Below are 15,481 nucleotides of genomic sequence, written 5' to 3' on the forward strand. Positions count from 1 at the left end.
GAAGTTCTGTCCGCCCGACCGCGAGTTGCTGCAGCAACCGGGCCGGGAGCGAATGGCGAGGCAGTCCTCGTCCCCCGAGTTCGTCGAGAAACACCTCGTCACCACACCCGACACATATCCAGCAATCGGCACGCCCCGAAACGGGTGGATCCTCTTCCAGGAGATCGCGGGTGGTGATCTCGAACGTTTCCGGCCGCTGACGGCCGCCTTCGACGAACATCCCGGCGCCCCTTTCGCCAAGGCGACGCCGGTGTGCGGCGCGGCGGTCGGCCTCCTGCTCGCAGAGTGGAACCCACGCGCACAGGTGAACGAGGCCGACGCCGGCGTCTTCGGTCTCCTCCAGTCGATGCTCGGCCGTCGCCTCGAAGCCGATGGCAAGCTCACGAAATGGGCGGAGCGGCACCCTGGCCCCCGGACCTCGTCGCTTCAGGTGTCAAGCGGCAAGAGCCTGCTCGACCCGATCTCGCTTGTCCGCGACCCGGCCATCCTCGGAGAACGACGTATCTCGCTACTCACTGGCAAACGCCATGGCGATCTACACCCAGGCAACATCATCGTCACCTATCCAGAGTTCGACCCCACCAGCTGCCGGTTCATCGACCTGTCCCGCTTTGAGTCTTCGGGACCACTCTCGTACGACCCGGTCCATCTGCTGCTGTCAATCGTTTCCCGGCTCCTGTTCACGTTGGGGGACGATCAGCGCATGGCACTCGCGGAGTTGCTCGTCGACCCGGAGAACGGGCCGCACGATCGAGTGACACAAGGACTGTGCGGTCTCATCGCGGCCGTCGAACAGCAATGCACCGCTTGGGAAGTCGTCCGTGACTTCGCCGCGGAATGGCGAGAACAGCGACTCGTCGCTGTTCTCGCCAGTGCGCTGATCTACTTGACGCGCCGATCGGTTCGGGATGAGGACCGGCCGTGGTTCTACTCTCTCGCGGCGCACGCCGCCACCGCACTCACGGGCGCCTCTGTCATGCCTTTCCATGGGGCCGCGACCATGGTGCACGAACAGCACACCACCCGCAGCAGGCTTGACTGGAACGTGCCACGCCGTCTTACTTACCTCGTACCCCGGACGGGGCCCCTGCGCAAGGTGCGTCACCTGTTGCGTACGAAAAGACGGGTCGTGATCCACGGCAGCCCCGGGACTGGGAAGACAACGCTCGCCACCGAGTACGTCAGCCGGTATCTCGGCGACTACGATCACGTGGCCTGGGTCCAGGGCGCCGAGACAGGGGTGCTGGTGCAACAGCTCGTGGAGGTCTGTCTCCACTTGGGGCATCCGATTCCCGCTGGACCAGCGGTGAGCCCCGCCTCGCTCATGAGAACTCTGGCCCGCGATGGGCGCTGGCTTCTCGTTGTCGACGACGTGACCGACCTTGAGAAGGCCGAGCAAGTCCTCCCACGCGATAACTCATGGTGCGTGCTGCTCACTTCACGCAGCCCGTACTGGTCACAGCTAGTTCCCTCGGTCCCTCTGGGAGACTTCACCCGCGCGGAGTCCATCAGCCTGCTGACCAGGAGAATCCCGGAGATCGGCCCCAGCGACGCCGATCAGCTGGCCGAGGCGCTCGACGACCTGCCACTAGCTGTGGATCAGGCCGCCGAGTCGCTGCAGGGGTCGTCCATCACGCCCCACGAGTACGTCGAACTTCTCGGCGTGCGCGCGGGAGAACTGCTCCACCACGGTCGGGTGGTGTCCTACCCGCTGTCGCTGACCGCGACCTGGACGCTGGCCCTCGACTTTCTCCACGCCACAGACCCGGCGGCCGTCCAGTTGTTGGAGGTGTGCGCGGCGCTCGGCACCGCACCTGTCCCTATCACGGTGTTCATCAAGGGCGCCTCCCATCTACCTGACGCGCTCGCCGAACGGTCCCGCGATCGCTTGCGCCTGGATCAGGTCGTCCGGGCGGCGGCGACAACCGGCCTGATCCACGTGGAAGACGGCTGCCTCCAGATGCACCGCCTCTTCCACGCGTTCCTGCGATCGCACAAGCCATGCCCGCCCGACCATGAGGTGCGGAGCGCGCTCGCCGCGGCGAACCCCGGCAATCCCCGTGAACCGGCCACGTGGCCGCTCTATCACCGATTGTTTCCCCACATACTGGCACTTCCGATGGGTGATGGCGACGAACCGGCCGTGTGCAAGCTCCTGCTCGACACAGTCCAGTGGCTGACCGTCACCGGCAATGCGCTCACGGCCCGTGACGTCGCCACCGACACCCGAGACCGCTGGAGCGCCGCTCTCGGCCACACGGCCGAACCGGTGCTGGCTGCGACAAGCCGACTCGCGCAGGCTCACTTCCATCTCGGAGAGCACAGACTGGCCCGCCAGCTCGACGAACGGGTGTACGAGCGACTTCGCCTGACCAAGGGCGACGACGATCCTGGCACCATCGCGGCAGGGCACGACCTCGCCATCGACCTGACTCTCGAGGCCGCCACCGATCCACTCCTCGGACCCAAGCTCGCGTCGCGCGCCCGCGATTTGCATCTGAAGACTGTCGAGCGGCGCCGACACGCGCTCGGCGAGAATCATCCAGACACACAGATCTCCCGCTTCAACCTGTCCGTCGAGCATCGCCGATCCGGAGAGTTCACTGAAGCAGCCCCCCTTAGCCGGGACGCGTTCCGGCTGCTCCGGGATGTGCTCGGCCCAGACCACCCCGATACTTTGCACTGCGCGCACGGTCACGCGCTCGACCTGCGTACCCTCGGCAGGGCCGAAGAGGCCCTGAAGCTCGATGAGGATACGTTCGAACGGCGCCGCGCTGTTCTGGGCGAGGAGCACCAGGACACGCTCCTGTCGGCAATCAGCTACGCCAAGGACTTACGCCTGGCGCGACGCTTCCCAGAAGCCCGCCGGATTGACGCCGCCGCGCGTGCGGCGCTGCTCCGGCTCTTCGGCCGCGATCATCCGGACACCTTGCGTGCCGCCTACGGGCTCGGGCTCGACTTGCGGGCGATCGGCGAGGCCTCACTCGCACTCGAGCTGAACGAGGAAACCCTCCGGCTGCGCAGGGAGATCCTCGGGGAGCAGCACCTGGACACTCTACGGTCGTACGACAGCCTCGCACGTGATCTACGGGCCGCCGGGCAGGGCGAGCGTGCTGAGGAACTGGCCCGCCGCGCACACGCGGGGTTAGAGCGGTTGATCGGACCCTTGCGACCTCGCCGCGAAATGGGCGTCGAGCCGCTTCCGAATGCTCGTGAGCCGCTCGGCGAGCTCCAAATCGACGTCGGCAAGGCGGGACAGATCGCCGCGAAGGGCGAGCTGGGACGTCCAGAGGACGGCCCGGCCGCTCTCTAGGATTTCAACGGCGCGCGCAGGGTCGCCGGAGGCGACGATCGTGGCGGCGGCGTCGCAGGCAAGGTCGGACCAGCCGGCCAGAGCATATTCGCGATCAGCACGGGCGGTACCGTGCCATGCAAGCAGCGGCAGCAGCAGCACGGCTGCGGCGTATCCGCTAGCGGCGTCTGGCCAGCGCCCTTCGACGGCGTTGATACGCCCCCGGGCGGCCCCGGCGATGATCCGAGTTGACACACGTGCGGTCTTCGCCATCGTGGCCTCGGCGAGTGCCGCATCGGCCGCCGTGATGTCTCCTGGTCCCGGGTTAGTCGTCAATAGTGTGGCCAGATTGACCAGTAGGCCCGCGCGGTCGGGATCCCCGAGCGCGACGAGATCAACCGCTCGGGCGGCAAGCTTCCTAGCTTCAGAGCGGCTTTCCGCGATGTGCACCAGGCCGAGCGCGAGATTCGACAGCCGGGCCGGCAGCAATGGGTCATCGTCACCGCTCTCGGCGACTGCCCGCCGATACGCGGCGATGCTCTCCGCGAGGTCGGTGGCCGATCCTGTCAGCCTGTAGCGATGATCGAAGGCGATCGCGAGGTTCGTCAGCCGCCCGGCCAGTGCAGGTTGCTCCTGGTCCGTCGCTGCCACCGCTCGTCTCGCCGCCTCGATGGCGGCGTCGACATCAGCTGGCTCCTCGCTCCGGATGAAGCGGGTCGTCAGGGCGCCAGAGAGATTGATGAGATAGCGGCCATGATCGGAGTTGTCTGGCGGAACCAGGTCCACGGCCCTGACAACCGCACGAATCGCCTCGTCGAGATCCGCGGACTCCCCGTTGTACTCGAACCTGGCGTGCAGGGCGCTAGCCAGGTTGGACAGGCACCGAGCCTCGTCCTGCGGCCCCTGCTCCCGCGTCGCCACTGCACGCCGCCCCACTGCGACGGCCTCGTCCAAGACATCGCGGTCACCCGTTGTCTCGAACCGGGTCATGAGGGCCGCGCAGAGGTTCGACTGGAAACGGGCCTGGAGAGGGCTGCCCGGCGTGGTTACGTCGATCGCCGCGCGCTGGTGGCCGATCGCCGCGTCAAGGTCGGCGGCCTCGCCGGTCCGTGCGAACCTCATCCGCAGCATGGCACCCAGGTTGGCGTGCGCCCGCCCAGAGTTGGAGGCGCGCTCACCAAGAACGCGCAAGCCGAGTCCCGCGACTTGAATAGCCTCGTCGAGGTCGCCAACGCCTCCGGTCCGCTCATACCGGGTGCGCAGCGCGCTCGACAGGTTTACGAGGATCTTCCCGAACCTGTTCGCCGGAGCAGGCAGAGTGACCGCGGTCCGCTGCACACTGATTGAGTTGTCCAGGTCGTCATCCCCCCCACCCGCCTCATACCGGGCTCGCAACGCAATCCCCAGATTCGAAAGCCGGACCGCGAGTTCGGGATCGTGGCCATCGGTTTCGTGCGTGGCGAGCGCGGCCGCCTCGACGGCCTCATCGAGGTCGATCGGATCACCATGTCCTTCGTAGCGGTCCTGAAGGACCACGCCCAGGTTGGTCAGAGCGAGTGTACGCAGCCGGGGCTCGTCGCGAGCGAGCCACACCGCCGTACGCAGCGCCGTCACGGCCTGGTCGATGTCTTCTCGACGATGCTCGACGAGGTAACGCCCGTGTAGGTCCATCGCGTGATCGTTCCAGCCGGCGGCGTCGAGATTCATCATCATGGCCCCACATGAACGAACGGCACCCACAGACTCGGCCGTGTGGGCAGGCCGGCGCGGAACGCCCGGATCACTTGGTGCAGGGCGACGGCCGCGTTCTCTGGGTCGAAGTACCCACTGCGGGTGAGTGCCAAGTAGAGGGCGTGCACGAGGGGTGCGGTCACAGAGTCATCCACCGCCCACAGCGTCGCGATCACATGCCGATAGCCGGTATAGCGGAGAACAGCGGCCAAAGTGATCGCCTCGTCGGGCAGCGTGGTGCCGCCGGTCGCGGTCTTGCAGGCCGAGAGGAAGGCGAAATCGCCCTTGCGATCCTCTTCTGCGAGGTCGGTCACGGTCAGTCGTCCGTCGTAAACGATCAGCCCGCCTCGTGAGGGCGTGGTCAAGTCCTGAGTGGCGTGGCAGCTCAGATGCGCCCATCGGTGACGGGCCAACTCGGCGCGCACGTTGGCTTTGGTCGCGTCATCCCCGTGCAGCAGGGTGTGGCGCCCAGCGAACAGCTTCCGGAGCGCGTCGGTCTCCTTCACGACACCCGGAAGTGGAGGCTGCCCCGGAGTCTCGGGGAGAGAGACGATGAGCAGGCGGTCGTCATCCTCTGGCGAAACCGCAGGCGGCGTTTCGGCGAGAATCCGCAGGGTTGGCGTATAGGAGGAGACCGCACGGTCCATGACCCAGCCACCCGGGCCGCCTGCCGCGTGCAGCGGCAGCAGGGTCAGCGGGCCGGTGGGACACCACCAGAGCCTTGGCCACCGGCCTTCCGATGGCCCACTGAGCCTCTGTGCGTCGAGTACTGGACGCGCTACCGTCTCCCAGAGCCACGCGAGAGTATCGGTCAGCACGCCTTCCATCCGCTCTCGTGCCACCATCGCCTCGGGAGACCGAGAGGCGAGGTGCGCGTCCCCAACCGCCTGCAGGTACGCCCGCATGCGCGCCATCGCCGACTCCCGGCTGAGCCCGGGCAACTCCACCGACCGTACCCCTGCCCGACTGACCATCAGGGCATCGCACCGCCACTGACTGACATTCACGATGACGACGGTGCCGTCTGACGTCGCCTCAGCCAGGTCGCCGATCGACGGCGATTCGAGGAAATCGGTGAATTCCGGCAACTCACGAACCTGCTCCAGGAGACTGTCCCACTCCCGGGCGAGCGCCATCCGTTCATCAACGCCGATTGTCACTCAGAGATGCTAGCGGTGTTGTTTCGAGGAGAACATAGAGATTGACAGGCCAAGCCGATGAGTTCGGCCACCGGGCGCAGGCGTCGAGGCCACACCAACACGTAGTTTGCTGTTTCCGAGATGAAGCTGACCAGCTCATACAGACGGTCCGTGATGAATTCCATCGTCGAACCCCGTCACGTCCCAGGGTCGCGGCCTCCACCACCGACCATATCGGCCGCGCCCGTAACTCCGACAGTCGGACGACACCCGGCATCATCGTCTTTTGCCGTACAAGCCTGCTATGCCAAGCTGGAGTGCGCTCCATTCCCTTGAGAAGCGAAGATCTGGAAACGCGATGATCGTTGGCGTCATCTCTAGTCTCATTGCGAGCGTGCTCGCCGGGATTGGCGGTTTAGCGTGGCGCAATCGCAAGAATCTAGCCGTCCTGACTGTGATCCTTATGCCGCTGGGGACGATCAGGGTCTCGTTGAGCGTCCTGCTGCGTATCAAGGTGGGCGACCAGTACGTCCTGTTTCACACGCCGTACACCCCGGGTTCCTACGGGCCTCCGGGCGGCGTCTTCAAGTTCCACCACTCGGCACAGCACGTCCTAGATCGTTTCTCCTTCCGAGAGGAGTTGCGCGTGGCTCACGCTGGCGTTATGCAACGTGACCTACGCGGATTCGTGCCCGCACGTCGGCTTGCGCCTTTCCTGCGCTGGTTCCACCAAGGATCCGGCCGGGAGTCGGCCACCGAGTGTCTGCGCCGCGAGTTGCGTGAGGAGCTTTCCGAAATCGGCCATCCTGAGTTGGCGGCGGAGGTGGAAAGCATGGGGTTCCAGTTCGTGCGCAGAGTCGCGGAGCCGCCTCGCAACGTGCCGGGCCGGGACTACCGGCAGGTGCGCCTGTTCGAGGTGTACGATCTGGAGCTTGTCGACGAGGCGGCCTCCCGTCTAAGGCGTCGCTTGCTCGATCACGCGCAGGATCCCGACGATCAGCAGGTGATCCTTGTGTCGGGACAGGACATCGTCAACGGGCGCTACGGCACGCTATTCATCGGCCCGCAATCAGCGTTCCTATTCGGCACGCGCCGCTATCGTCAGGACGTCCCGCCGATCGCTCGCGCCTGAGGTGCCTAACCTGCGGCTTTCACGGCGAATTTGAGCCGACCTGATCGTTCACATAAGAAAAGTGCCTTTGAGCTGGGAGGATCGGACTTGTCTAAGGCCCCGTCCATCCCAGATCAGAAGGCACTTTCCGAGTGAACTCTATCGCTTCTCGCCGCAAGATCACCGTGTCCGCCGACGGCCACAGGCTGGTCTCCCATGGTGGTGGTCTGCTGCTGATGCAGACGCTACGCATCACCGCACTGGACAAGGCCCTGTCACAGCAGCTGGAGCGGTGGCGGCTCAGTCGCACCGTCCACGACCCCGCAAAGATCCTCACCGACCTGGCTCTCACCCTGGCGCTCGGCGGGGGACTGCCTGGCCGACGTCGCCATGTTGCGCTCCCAGGCCGAGCTGTTCGGCCCGGTCGCCTCCGACCCGACCCTCTCGCGCCTGATCGACCGGCTCGCCGCCGATGAGGCCCGCGCACTGAAGGCCATCGGCGCCGCCCGCGCCACCGCCCGCCAGCGCGCCTGGCACCTGGCCGGCGCTCGCGCCCCGGGAAACGACGCTCAGCCCATGATCGTCGATCTCGACGCCACCATCGTGATCTCGCACTCCGACAAGCAGCACGCGCGGCACCGACCTGGAGGAAAGCTACGGCTTCCACCCGATGACCGCCTTCGCCGACCACCAAGGCGACGGCGGCGAGCCCCTGGCCCTGCTGCTGCGACCCGGCAACGCCGGCTCCAACACCGCCGCCGACCACATCCAGACCACCCGGCTCGCCCTGGCCCAGCTGCCCAAACACCTGCGGCGCAACGTGCTCATCCGCACCGACTCCGGCGGCGGCACCCGAGAGTTTCTCGCCTGGCTCACCCGCCCCGGACGTCGGCTGAAGTACTCCATCGGCTTCACCATCACCGACGACATCGCCGCCGCCATCGGCAAACTCCCGACCACCGCCTGGACCCCCGCCTACAACGCCGACCGCCAACCGCGGCCCGGCGCCTGGGTCGCCGAGCTCACCGGCCTGCTGGAGCTGACCGGCCGGCCCAAAGGCATGCGGGTCATCGCCCGCAAAGAACGCCCGCACCCCGGCGCCCAACTGCGCTTCACCGATCTGGACGGACACCGCTTCACCTGCTTCGTCACCGGCACCCCCGGCGGCCAGCTCGCCGACCTGGAACTCCGCCACCGCCGCCGAACCCGCGCCGAAGACCGCATCCGCGCCGCCAAGGACACCGGCCTGCGCAACCTGCCCCTGCCCGACTTCACCCAGAACCAGATCTGGCTCAAGATCGTCGCCCTGGCCTGCGAACTGCTCGCCTGGATGCAGATGCTCGCACTGCACGGCACCGACGCCCGCCGCTACGAGCCCAAACGCCTGCGGCTGCGCCTGTTCGCCGTGGTCGGCCGCCTGGTGCACGGAGGCCGCCGCCTGCATCTCCGCATACCGACACGATGGCCCTGGGCCCGCCAGATCATCACCGCCCTGGCACGCCTGCACGCCCTACCGGCACCAACCTGACCAGCACCAACCCGCCCCACGACCAGGAAAGGAAACCCCGTGGGCCCGTGGAACCCCGCCCACCCGGCGCGACAGCCGGGCACCCACGCTGACCACAGCGAGGAAATCGACCTCCAGCCGAAGACTTCAGCCGACCAACTCCAGGCCGAGAAAGATCGAGGCTAGAAGCAGGGGCCGCTGCGCCTTTGATCACGCGCGAGTGGTCCCGGCACAGAAGCGATCAACGAGCCGCCGGTTGCGGTTCGGGGTTGCAATGCTTCGTTTCAGGGCCAGAGATCAGGCCAGGCCACCCGAACCCCCGCAGGTCTATGACCTGGTCGCATAGCATTCACGATACGCAATGTCCGCATATGAGCAGATTCGATCTATTTCTCATATCATCAAGCGCCTGCGCCGTCTTTGCCGTACAAGATATGATGCGCTACCTGTGTATCGTGCACATGGCCAGGTGATCGATGGTACGTCCCAAGAACAGACTTCCAAGCTTGCTGCTGGTCGTCACCACCCTTCTCGGGATCGTGATAGGTCTGCCGGTCAATGTGGTCAGCGATTATCTTCCGGCCGCCGTGGTCGGCTATAAGGGCATCTGGATAGCAGGTCTCCTCATTCTGGCCCTGCTGATCGGATGTCTGACCTGGGCAATCCCACGGTTGCAGGAACGACGTCCCGTCGGAGCACTGTTCAGCGTACCGGTGCGGGAATCCTGGATGGACCGGCCCGAACTGGAGGCGGTCATCACGGAATTGACGAAGGAGCCGAAGAGGTTCGCGCCTCTGCGTCGAATCGCTCAGAAGGTTCGCCGGCATATTTTCCCACCCGTGGGTAAGCGCGTACTCATCGCTTCATGGGGCGAGCCGGAGGATCCGGGAAGTACTACGAACAGTGTGAGTGTCGTGGGAATCTTCGGCCATGGGGGCGCCGGCAAAACCAGCCTGGCCACGGCTTCATGTTATAGCCCCGGCGTTCGCCGCTATTTCAAAGGTGGAATAGTCTGGATAACCTTGGGCCGCGACAAAGGCGGACTGGATCTGGTGGAGCGCATCAATGACGCGGTCGCTGAAATAAGCGAGGTGCGTCCGATGACCTCTGATCCGGAGCAGGCGAGCCACTGTCTGAAGCGAGCCCTCGCGGATCGCAAGATGACCCTGCTGGTCGTCGACGACGTATGGGACGACCGGGAGCTGGAGTTGTTCCTGCCCAATGAACCGACGTATCGCCTGCTGTTCACCACCCGGCTGCGTGCTCTGGTGCCTCCTTACGCCTGCCCCGTGAGCGTCGAGGATCTGTTCGAGGGCACGGCGTCCCAAATTCTCCGCGACGGCCTGCCGGTGCTGCCGGTGGGCGCGGAAGGCGAATTGCTCGATGTCGCAGGCCGTCTGCCGTTGCTGCTGAGCTTGGTGAACCGGCGCCTGCGGGAGGAGGTGGCGCGAGGCGGAGACATCAGCCTCGCAGTCGACCAGGCGATCGGACGGCTGCGCGAGAAAGGCCCGTCCGTCTTCGACATGCGGTCTCGAACCGTCCGCAAAAGGTTGGTCGCCGACACCATGGAATACAGCCTCTGCATTCTTGAACCTCAGGAGCGAGAGCGGTTCCTGGAGCTGTCCATTTTTCCGGAGAACACGGACGTACCCATCGAGATTGTCGAGCTTCTCTGGTCCGGGACCGGCGGACTCGCACCCCCGCAGACGGTTCAGCTCTGTGAGCGCTTGGAGGAGCTATCGCTGGTGTCGAGGAAGTGGAACTCCGGGCGCCAGCTTCTCGCTCTGCACGCGACCGTCCGGGCCTACGCTCGTGTGACGCTGACCGCGGAGGGGGTGGTCCGCTGCAACACCCGTCTGCTGGAGTCCCTCCCGGTCTCCTCAGCCGCGTCCGAAAAGCGTCGATGGTGGTCGTTGCCCGTCGGCGCGGACTACTTCTGGGACAACCTTGTTTATCATTTCAAGGAGGCCGCGCTGGCGCACGACGTCGAGAAAGTCGTCTGTGACCTGCGATGGCTCAGCGGCAGGATGGCTCGATCCGGTGTCTCTGCGGCCGAAAAGGACCTGTCGGAGCTGCGGACGCCTCTCGCGGACAAGCTTTGCAGCGTCATTCTGCAGAACGTTCATCTCTTCGACCCGGCCGATCCCGCCGAGGTCGTGGCGGCAACGCTGCTGACCCGCCTGGATGACATGCCCGAGTTATCCAAGGGGATTAAAGAGTATGTGGAGTCGTCGGCGGCATGGCACCTGAACATGCGATGGCCGTTTCCCGACCAATCCCCTGATCCCTGGCTGGCCGTACGAGGGCACAGGTCCAGCGTGGCCGCCATCGCCATTGCCTCCGGGGGATCCTGGTTCGCGTCGGCGGGTTTGGACGGGGTGCTCAGCAAATGGAGTGTGGAGGGGCTTCAGCAGACGACATTGATCGCCCAGAGCTCCGGAATGACGTCAGTGGCCATAGCGCCCACGGAAAAATGGATGGTGGCCGGCGACAGCGAAGGTGTCGTACACGTGGTCGCGGCCGATGGCGGCGATGTCGTGTCGCTGCGAGGCCATCAGGAGGCGATCAATTCGGTCGCCATTTCTCACGACGGCTCGTGGTTCGCGTCCGCGGGAAACGACGGAAGCATTCTGCTATGGGGAGTCGACGGCTCTCGCCACGGCCGTCTGTACGCCCGCAGGGGCGAGGTGCAGGCCGTGGCCATTCCGGAGATGGGGCCATGGCTGGCCTCGGCGGATTCGGACGGCGCGGTGCGGCTGTGGGACGCAAAGGGCGGCATCAGCCGGGTGATCTTCGGCCGTTCCCGGCGGCTGCGGGATTTAGCGATATCGCCCGACGGACAATGGCTCGCCGCGGCCGGCGACTTGGGCGTTGTCCAGCTCTGGGACTCCGACGGACGGGAACGGGCTTTTCTGCAGGGACATCGGGGCGTGGTGCGCACGGTGGCCATAGCGCCTGACGGTGAGTGGCTCGTGTCCGGAGGACTGGACGGGACTCTTCGTCTCTGGACGGCTGACGCGACGAGAAGTCGTGTCACCGAGTGCGACGGCGGCGGTGTGTCGGCGCTGGCCGTTGAGCCCCACGGTGCCTGGCTCGTGTCGGGAGGGCTGGACGGCAGCCTCCAGATCTGGAACAGCGAAGCTCTCTGGCGAAGGGGATCCGCCAGCCATGGCGTAGATGTCAGGTCGGTCGCTGTTTCGCCCGACGGGACCTGGCTGGCGTCCGCCTGCAGTGACGGTTCCGTCCGTCTCTGGGATGCGAACGGAGTTTCGCGAGAGCTGCTGGGGCGGCATGGCCGCTGGATCAGTCAGGTCGCCATCGCCGCAGACGGCACCTGGTTCGCGTCTGCGGGATGGGACGGCCGGGTGTGTCTCTGGGACCGGGACGGTTCCCAGAGAGGAATGCTGCCTGGACATCGAGGCGGTGCGACCGCCGTCGCGATCGCGCCGGATGGGTCATGGCTCGCCGCTGCTGACTGGAGCGGCTCGGTGCGCGTCTGGGATGTGGGCTGCCGGGAGGTTCGCCGTGTGCTGACCGGTAGCCGGCTGTGGGTGAGCTCCATCGCGATCGCACCCGATGGCGGCTGGTGGGTGACGGCTGCAGAGGACGGTGCGCTGCTTTTGTGGGAGGCGGATGGCTCGTCCCGTGGCGAGCTGCGCGGACATCGGAGCGGAATCCGCTCGGTGGCGATCGCGCCCGACGGCTCATGGCTCGTCTCGGCCGACACGAACGGTGAGATGCGGCTATGGGACGCAAAGGGCTGCCTCAGACGCGTGCTCTCAGAAGGTGGCGGCGCCATAGAGAGCGTCGCCATCTCGTTCGACGGCTCGCTGATCGCTGCGGCCTATTCGGATGGCCTGGTCCGTTTGTGGGATCCGCATCGCGCCAGCAGCCTGGTCGTGGTCCGGCTCTCCGGACCGTTGCGTTCGTGCGCATGGTTTCCTGACACCCTCACCCTGTGCGTAACCGGCGCGATGGGCATGTACTGCTTCACGGCCAAAGGACCGTCGGCGAGTGGCGAGCGGCAGCCGCTGGCGTGAACGCGACGCAAGGCCGGATGCTGGATGATCTTGGTGGCGCTTTCCCAGGCCACTCAGGGATTTGTTGGCCTCCACGTCGTAGCTGCGCCGACCGTTCTTAGGTTTGAGACCATGCAGCCCCTCGTCGTCTTCGGCGCGACAGCTCCTCTGCCAATGATCCCACCAGTGATTGGTTTGGTCCCGCGGTTGACAGGCACGATCGGACTCATCCCCAGTCGCAGGAGTAGCCGTAGTGACTCGTGCCCACCGGGTGGCCCGCGGGGAGCGGCTCGCCGGTGAGCGGCGGTATCTCGACCGCGTCCCAGTCGAGTAGGCCGTCGGCGGTGAAATGCTCGCCGAGGTTGATCGAGCCGGCGAACCGCCCGTCCGAATAGGTGAAGAGGCTAAGTTCTACGCCGAAGGGAGGTTCTTCCACCTCCGCCACCACCGGAGCCATGAGCCATGAGCAGGCCCAGCGCACCTCGTCCGGATGAGTGGTGACGACGGACTCGGAATGGAGGAACGAGCCTGACCCCGCCTCCAGACGGAGCTCGTAGTACGAGAAGGGAGGTTCCTTCTCCAGTGCGTCGATACCGCCAGTGCCATCGGCCCAGGCGTTCAGGGTCGCGGCTCCGGCGCGCGCGGCGGGATTGCCGGGATCCGCTTCCAGCACTCGCACGTAGAGGGCGTGTGCTTCGTCCCGCCTGCGAGCGAGGGTGTGGTCGTCCTCGCCCTGCGCGATCGCGTGGTCATCATCGATCTGCCAATAGGCGATCTGCTGGACGAGCCGCCCGGCGAGCAGGACGGCGGCGAGCTGATCGTCGGGGCGGGCGCGCAAGGCGGCGCGGAGCCACGGCTCCTCCGGCCAAGCAGCGAGGAATTCCCCGTCCATGATGCTTTCCCAAGAGTCGGTCCTGAGCATGCACAGCAGGCGACCTAGCTCGCGAGCGGCGTCCGGATCCCCAGCAGTCGCCGCGGCCCGCAGCCTCGTGACCAACTCCTCAGTGATCGCCATGGCACGCCATGCTAGCCGGATCATCATAGTTCGATCGTAGGTTCGAGAGAGTCGTCCCCTGCCGGAACGCGGTCGACCGCCTGACAAGGAACGTGATCAGGCGCGGGCCCATAGTGAGCTGTAATGATCAAGGCGATTCTGGGCGCGGCTCTGAGCCATGCGGTAGGAGCTGGTACTGGTGTGTGCCGACAGTGATGCACAGATCGTCGGTAGCGGCGATCCGCGCATCACGGTCGGGCTGATCCCTACTGCGGGATAGCTGCGGGAACCGGCCGTACGGCGAGCGACTGGCTCAGCGGGCGCTTCCCACCGGTGCTGAACGGCGATCCGGGAGCCTGCTTCAGCGTGCCGCCGGATCCGATCGCGAACGCGACCACCTGGCTCGTGTCCTGGATGTTGGCGAAGATGTCCCGGCCGTCCGGTGTGATCGCGACCGCCGCGGTGCCGGCAGTGGGGGCGGGCGAGTCGGCGGTCGGCGTGAGCGAGCCGTCCGCGTGGATCGTGAAGCCGAGCAGACCGCCGGGGGGCGAGCCGGTGTCGAGGTTGGCGCAGACGTACAGGTGCTGCCCATCGGGCGTGACCTTGAGACCGACCGGGAACGGCACGGAGACCGGCAACCCGGGCACGGGTTTCAACGAGCCATCCTTACCGACCCGGAAACCCTGCACGTTCTGCGCGACGTTCGAGGTCACGTACAACAGGCCGCCGTCCGGGCTCATCGTGATTCCGTAGTTGGCCGGCCCGGCCTTCGCCACGTCCTGCGGGGGTCCGAGCGAGCCGTCCGTCAGCACGGCGTATCTGGTGATGGGCCGCGCCGGGCTGTTTTCGGTCTCGTCCGCGTCCGCGTACGAGAGGTAGAGGAAGCGCCCATCGGGGGACAGCACCGTCTGCTTCGGGTGGTCCGAGGTGGTGCGGAATACGGCGAACCGGCTGGGCGTGCCATCGGCTCCGATGCGGTACGCCGAAATGGTCCGGTCGGCGGTATCAGTGACGTACAGGGTGCGGCCGTTGGGCGCGACCGTCGCCCCCCACGGCTCCTTCCCGGTCTCGACGAGCAGCGGGTGCGGCTGGAGCGCACCCCGCACTCCCACTCGGAACACCGCCAGCGTGCTCGAGTCGCTGTTGACGACGTACGCGGTGGCCCCATTCGGGGTGAGTGCTATGCCCCGCGGGGTGCAGCCGGGGCCTGTGCCCTCCAGGGTGCAACCGCCGGTGGACACGGGCGTGCCCAGTGGCGACAGGGTGCCCCCCGGGCCGATCGCCAGGGACGAGACATCGCCGGAGACCGCGTTGGTGACGTAGAGCACGCCGCCGGAGGGTGGCAACACCGGGTACGCGGCGGCCGGGGACGGGGCGAGAGCAGGGACGCAGAGCAGTGCGGCGGCCAGGACGGCAGCACGCGCTCTCCTGAATACGGATGACACGAACGTCTCCTTCATCACTCCTTGAACCTGATTTGTCGACACCCTCATAGGCGTTCCACCGGGGTGCCATACCGTTCCATGGGCTTCCACCGTCCCTACAGAGGTAGTCGGCCGACGGTTCGGCGGAACGTGGCGAGAAACGCGCTCGGTGACAACCGGCGCTGGCGGTCTTGCCTCTACCTGGCACAGCGCCTTGCCCGCTCGTAGTCGTGCAGTCGGTCCACGACGCGCCCCGTTTCCATG

The 15,481-nt window shown here is 66.2% G+C and carries 6 protein-coding genes and 2 pseudogenes; 4 read left to right on the forward strand and 4 right to left on the reverse strand.

Translation table 11 applies throughout. From position 1 onward, the window contains the following. Window positions 1-1,000: 1,000 nt before the first annotated feature. A pseudogene (gene fxsT, locus AB0J16_RS21715) lies at window positions 1,001-3,112 on the forward strand (FxSxx-COOH system tetratricopeptide repeat protein); the annotation flags it as partial. A gap of 33 nt (window positions 3,113-3,145) precedes the next feature. Here the strand turns inward: fxsT and AB0J16_RS21720 are convergent. Both AB0J16_RS21720 and AB0J16_RS21725 read right to left on the reverse strand, forming a co-directional pair. Continuing rightward, entirely contained in the window at window positions 3,146-5,005 is a 1,860-nt protein-coding gene (locus AB0J16_RS21720) for a tetratricopeptide repeat protein (protein ID WP_358542072.1), read from the reverse strand. Beyond that, complete coding sequence (locus tag AB0J16_RS21725; protein WP_358542074.1) at window positions 5,002-6,183, reverse strand: CHAT domain-containing protein; 1,182 nt, start codon at window positions 6,181-6,183, stop codon at window positions 5,002-5,004. Before AB0J16_RS21725 ends, AB0J16_RS21720 begins: the two co-directional genes overlap by 4 nt. A gap of 337 nt (window positions 6,184-6,520) precedes the next feature. On the opposite strand from AB0J16_RS21725, the gene AB0J16_RS21730 reads away from it, so the two are divergent. From AB0J16_RS21730 to AB0J16_RS21740, 3 genes and pseudogenes are all read left to right on the forward strand, one after another. Beyond that, complete coding sequence (locus AB0J16_RS21730; protein ID WP_358542077.1) at window positions 6,521-7,294, forward strand: hypothetical protein; 774 nt, start codon at window positions 6,521-6,523, stop codon at window positions 7,292-7,294. 131 nt (window positions 7,295-7,425) lie between these two features. After that, window positions 7,426-8,801: pseudogene (locus AB0J16_RS21735) on the forward strand (IS1380 family transposase). 485 nt (window positions 8,802-9,286) lie between these two features. Continuing rightward, window positions 9,287-12,820: an NB-ARC domain-containing protein gene (locus AB0J16_RS21740; protein ID WP_358542079.1), complete on the forward strand. Its 3,534-nt coding sequence runs from the start codon at window positions 9,287-9,289 to the stop codon at window positions 12,818-12,820. Window positions 12,821-13,025: 205 nt separating this feature from the next. On the opposite strand, the gene AB0J16_RS21745 is transcribed toward AB0J16_RS21740, so the two are convergent. Next, window positions 13,026-13,814, reverse strand: coding sequence for a hypothetical protein (locus AB0J16_RS21745; protein ID WP_358542082.1), 789 nt, complete (start codon window positions 13,812-13,814; stop codon window positions 13,026-13,028). Window positions 13,815-14,059: 245 nt separating this feature from the next. Continuing rightward, window positions 14,060-15,238, reverse strand: a complete 1,179-nt coding sequence (locus AB0J16_RS21750) for a beta-propeller fold lactonase family protein (RefSeq protein WP_358542084.1) — start codon at window positions 15,236-15,238, stop codon at window positions 14,060-14,062. Window positions 15,239-15,481 lie beyond the last annotated feature (243 nt).

It is taken from the genome of Nonomuraea sp. NPDC049750 (genome assembly GCF_040659625.1).
Lineage (GTDB): Bacteria > Actinomycetota > Actinomycetes > Streptosporangiales > Streptosporangiaceae > Nonomuraea.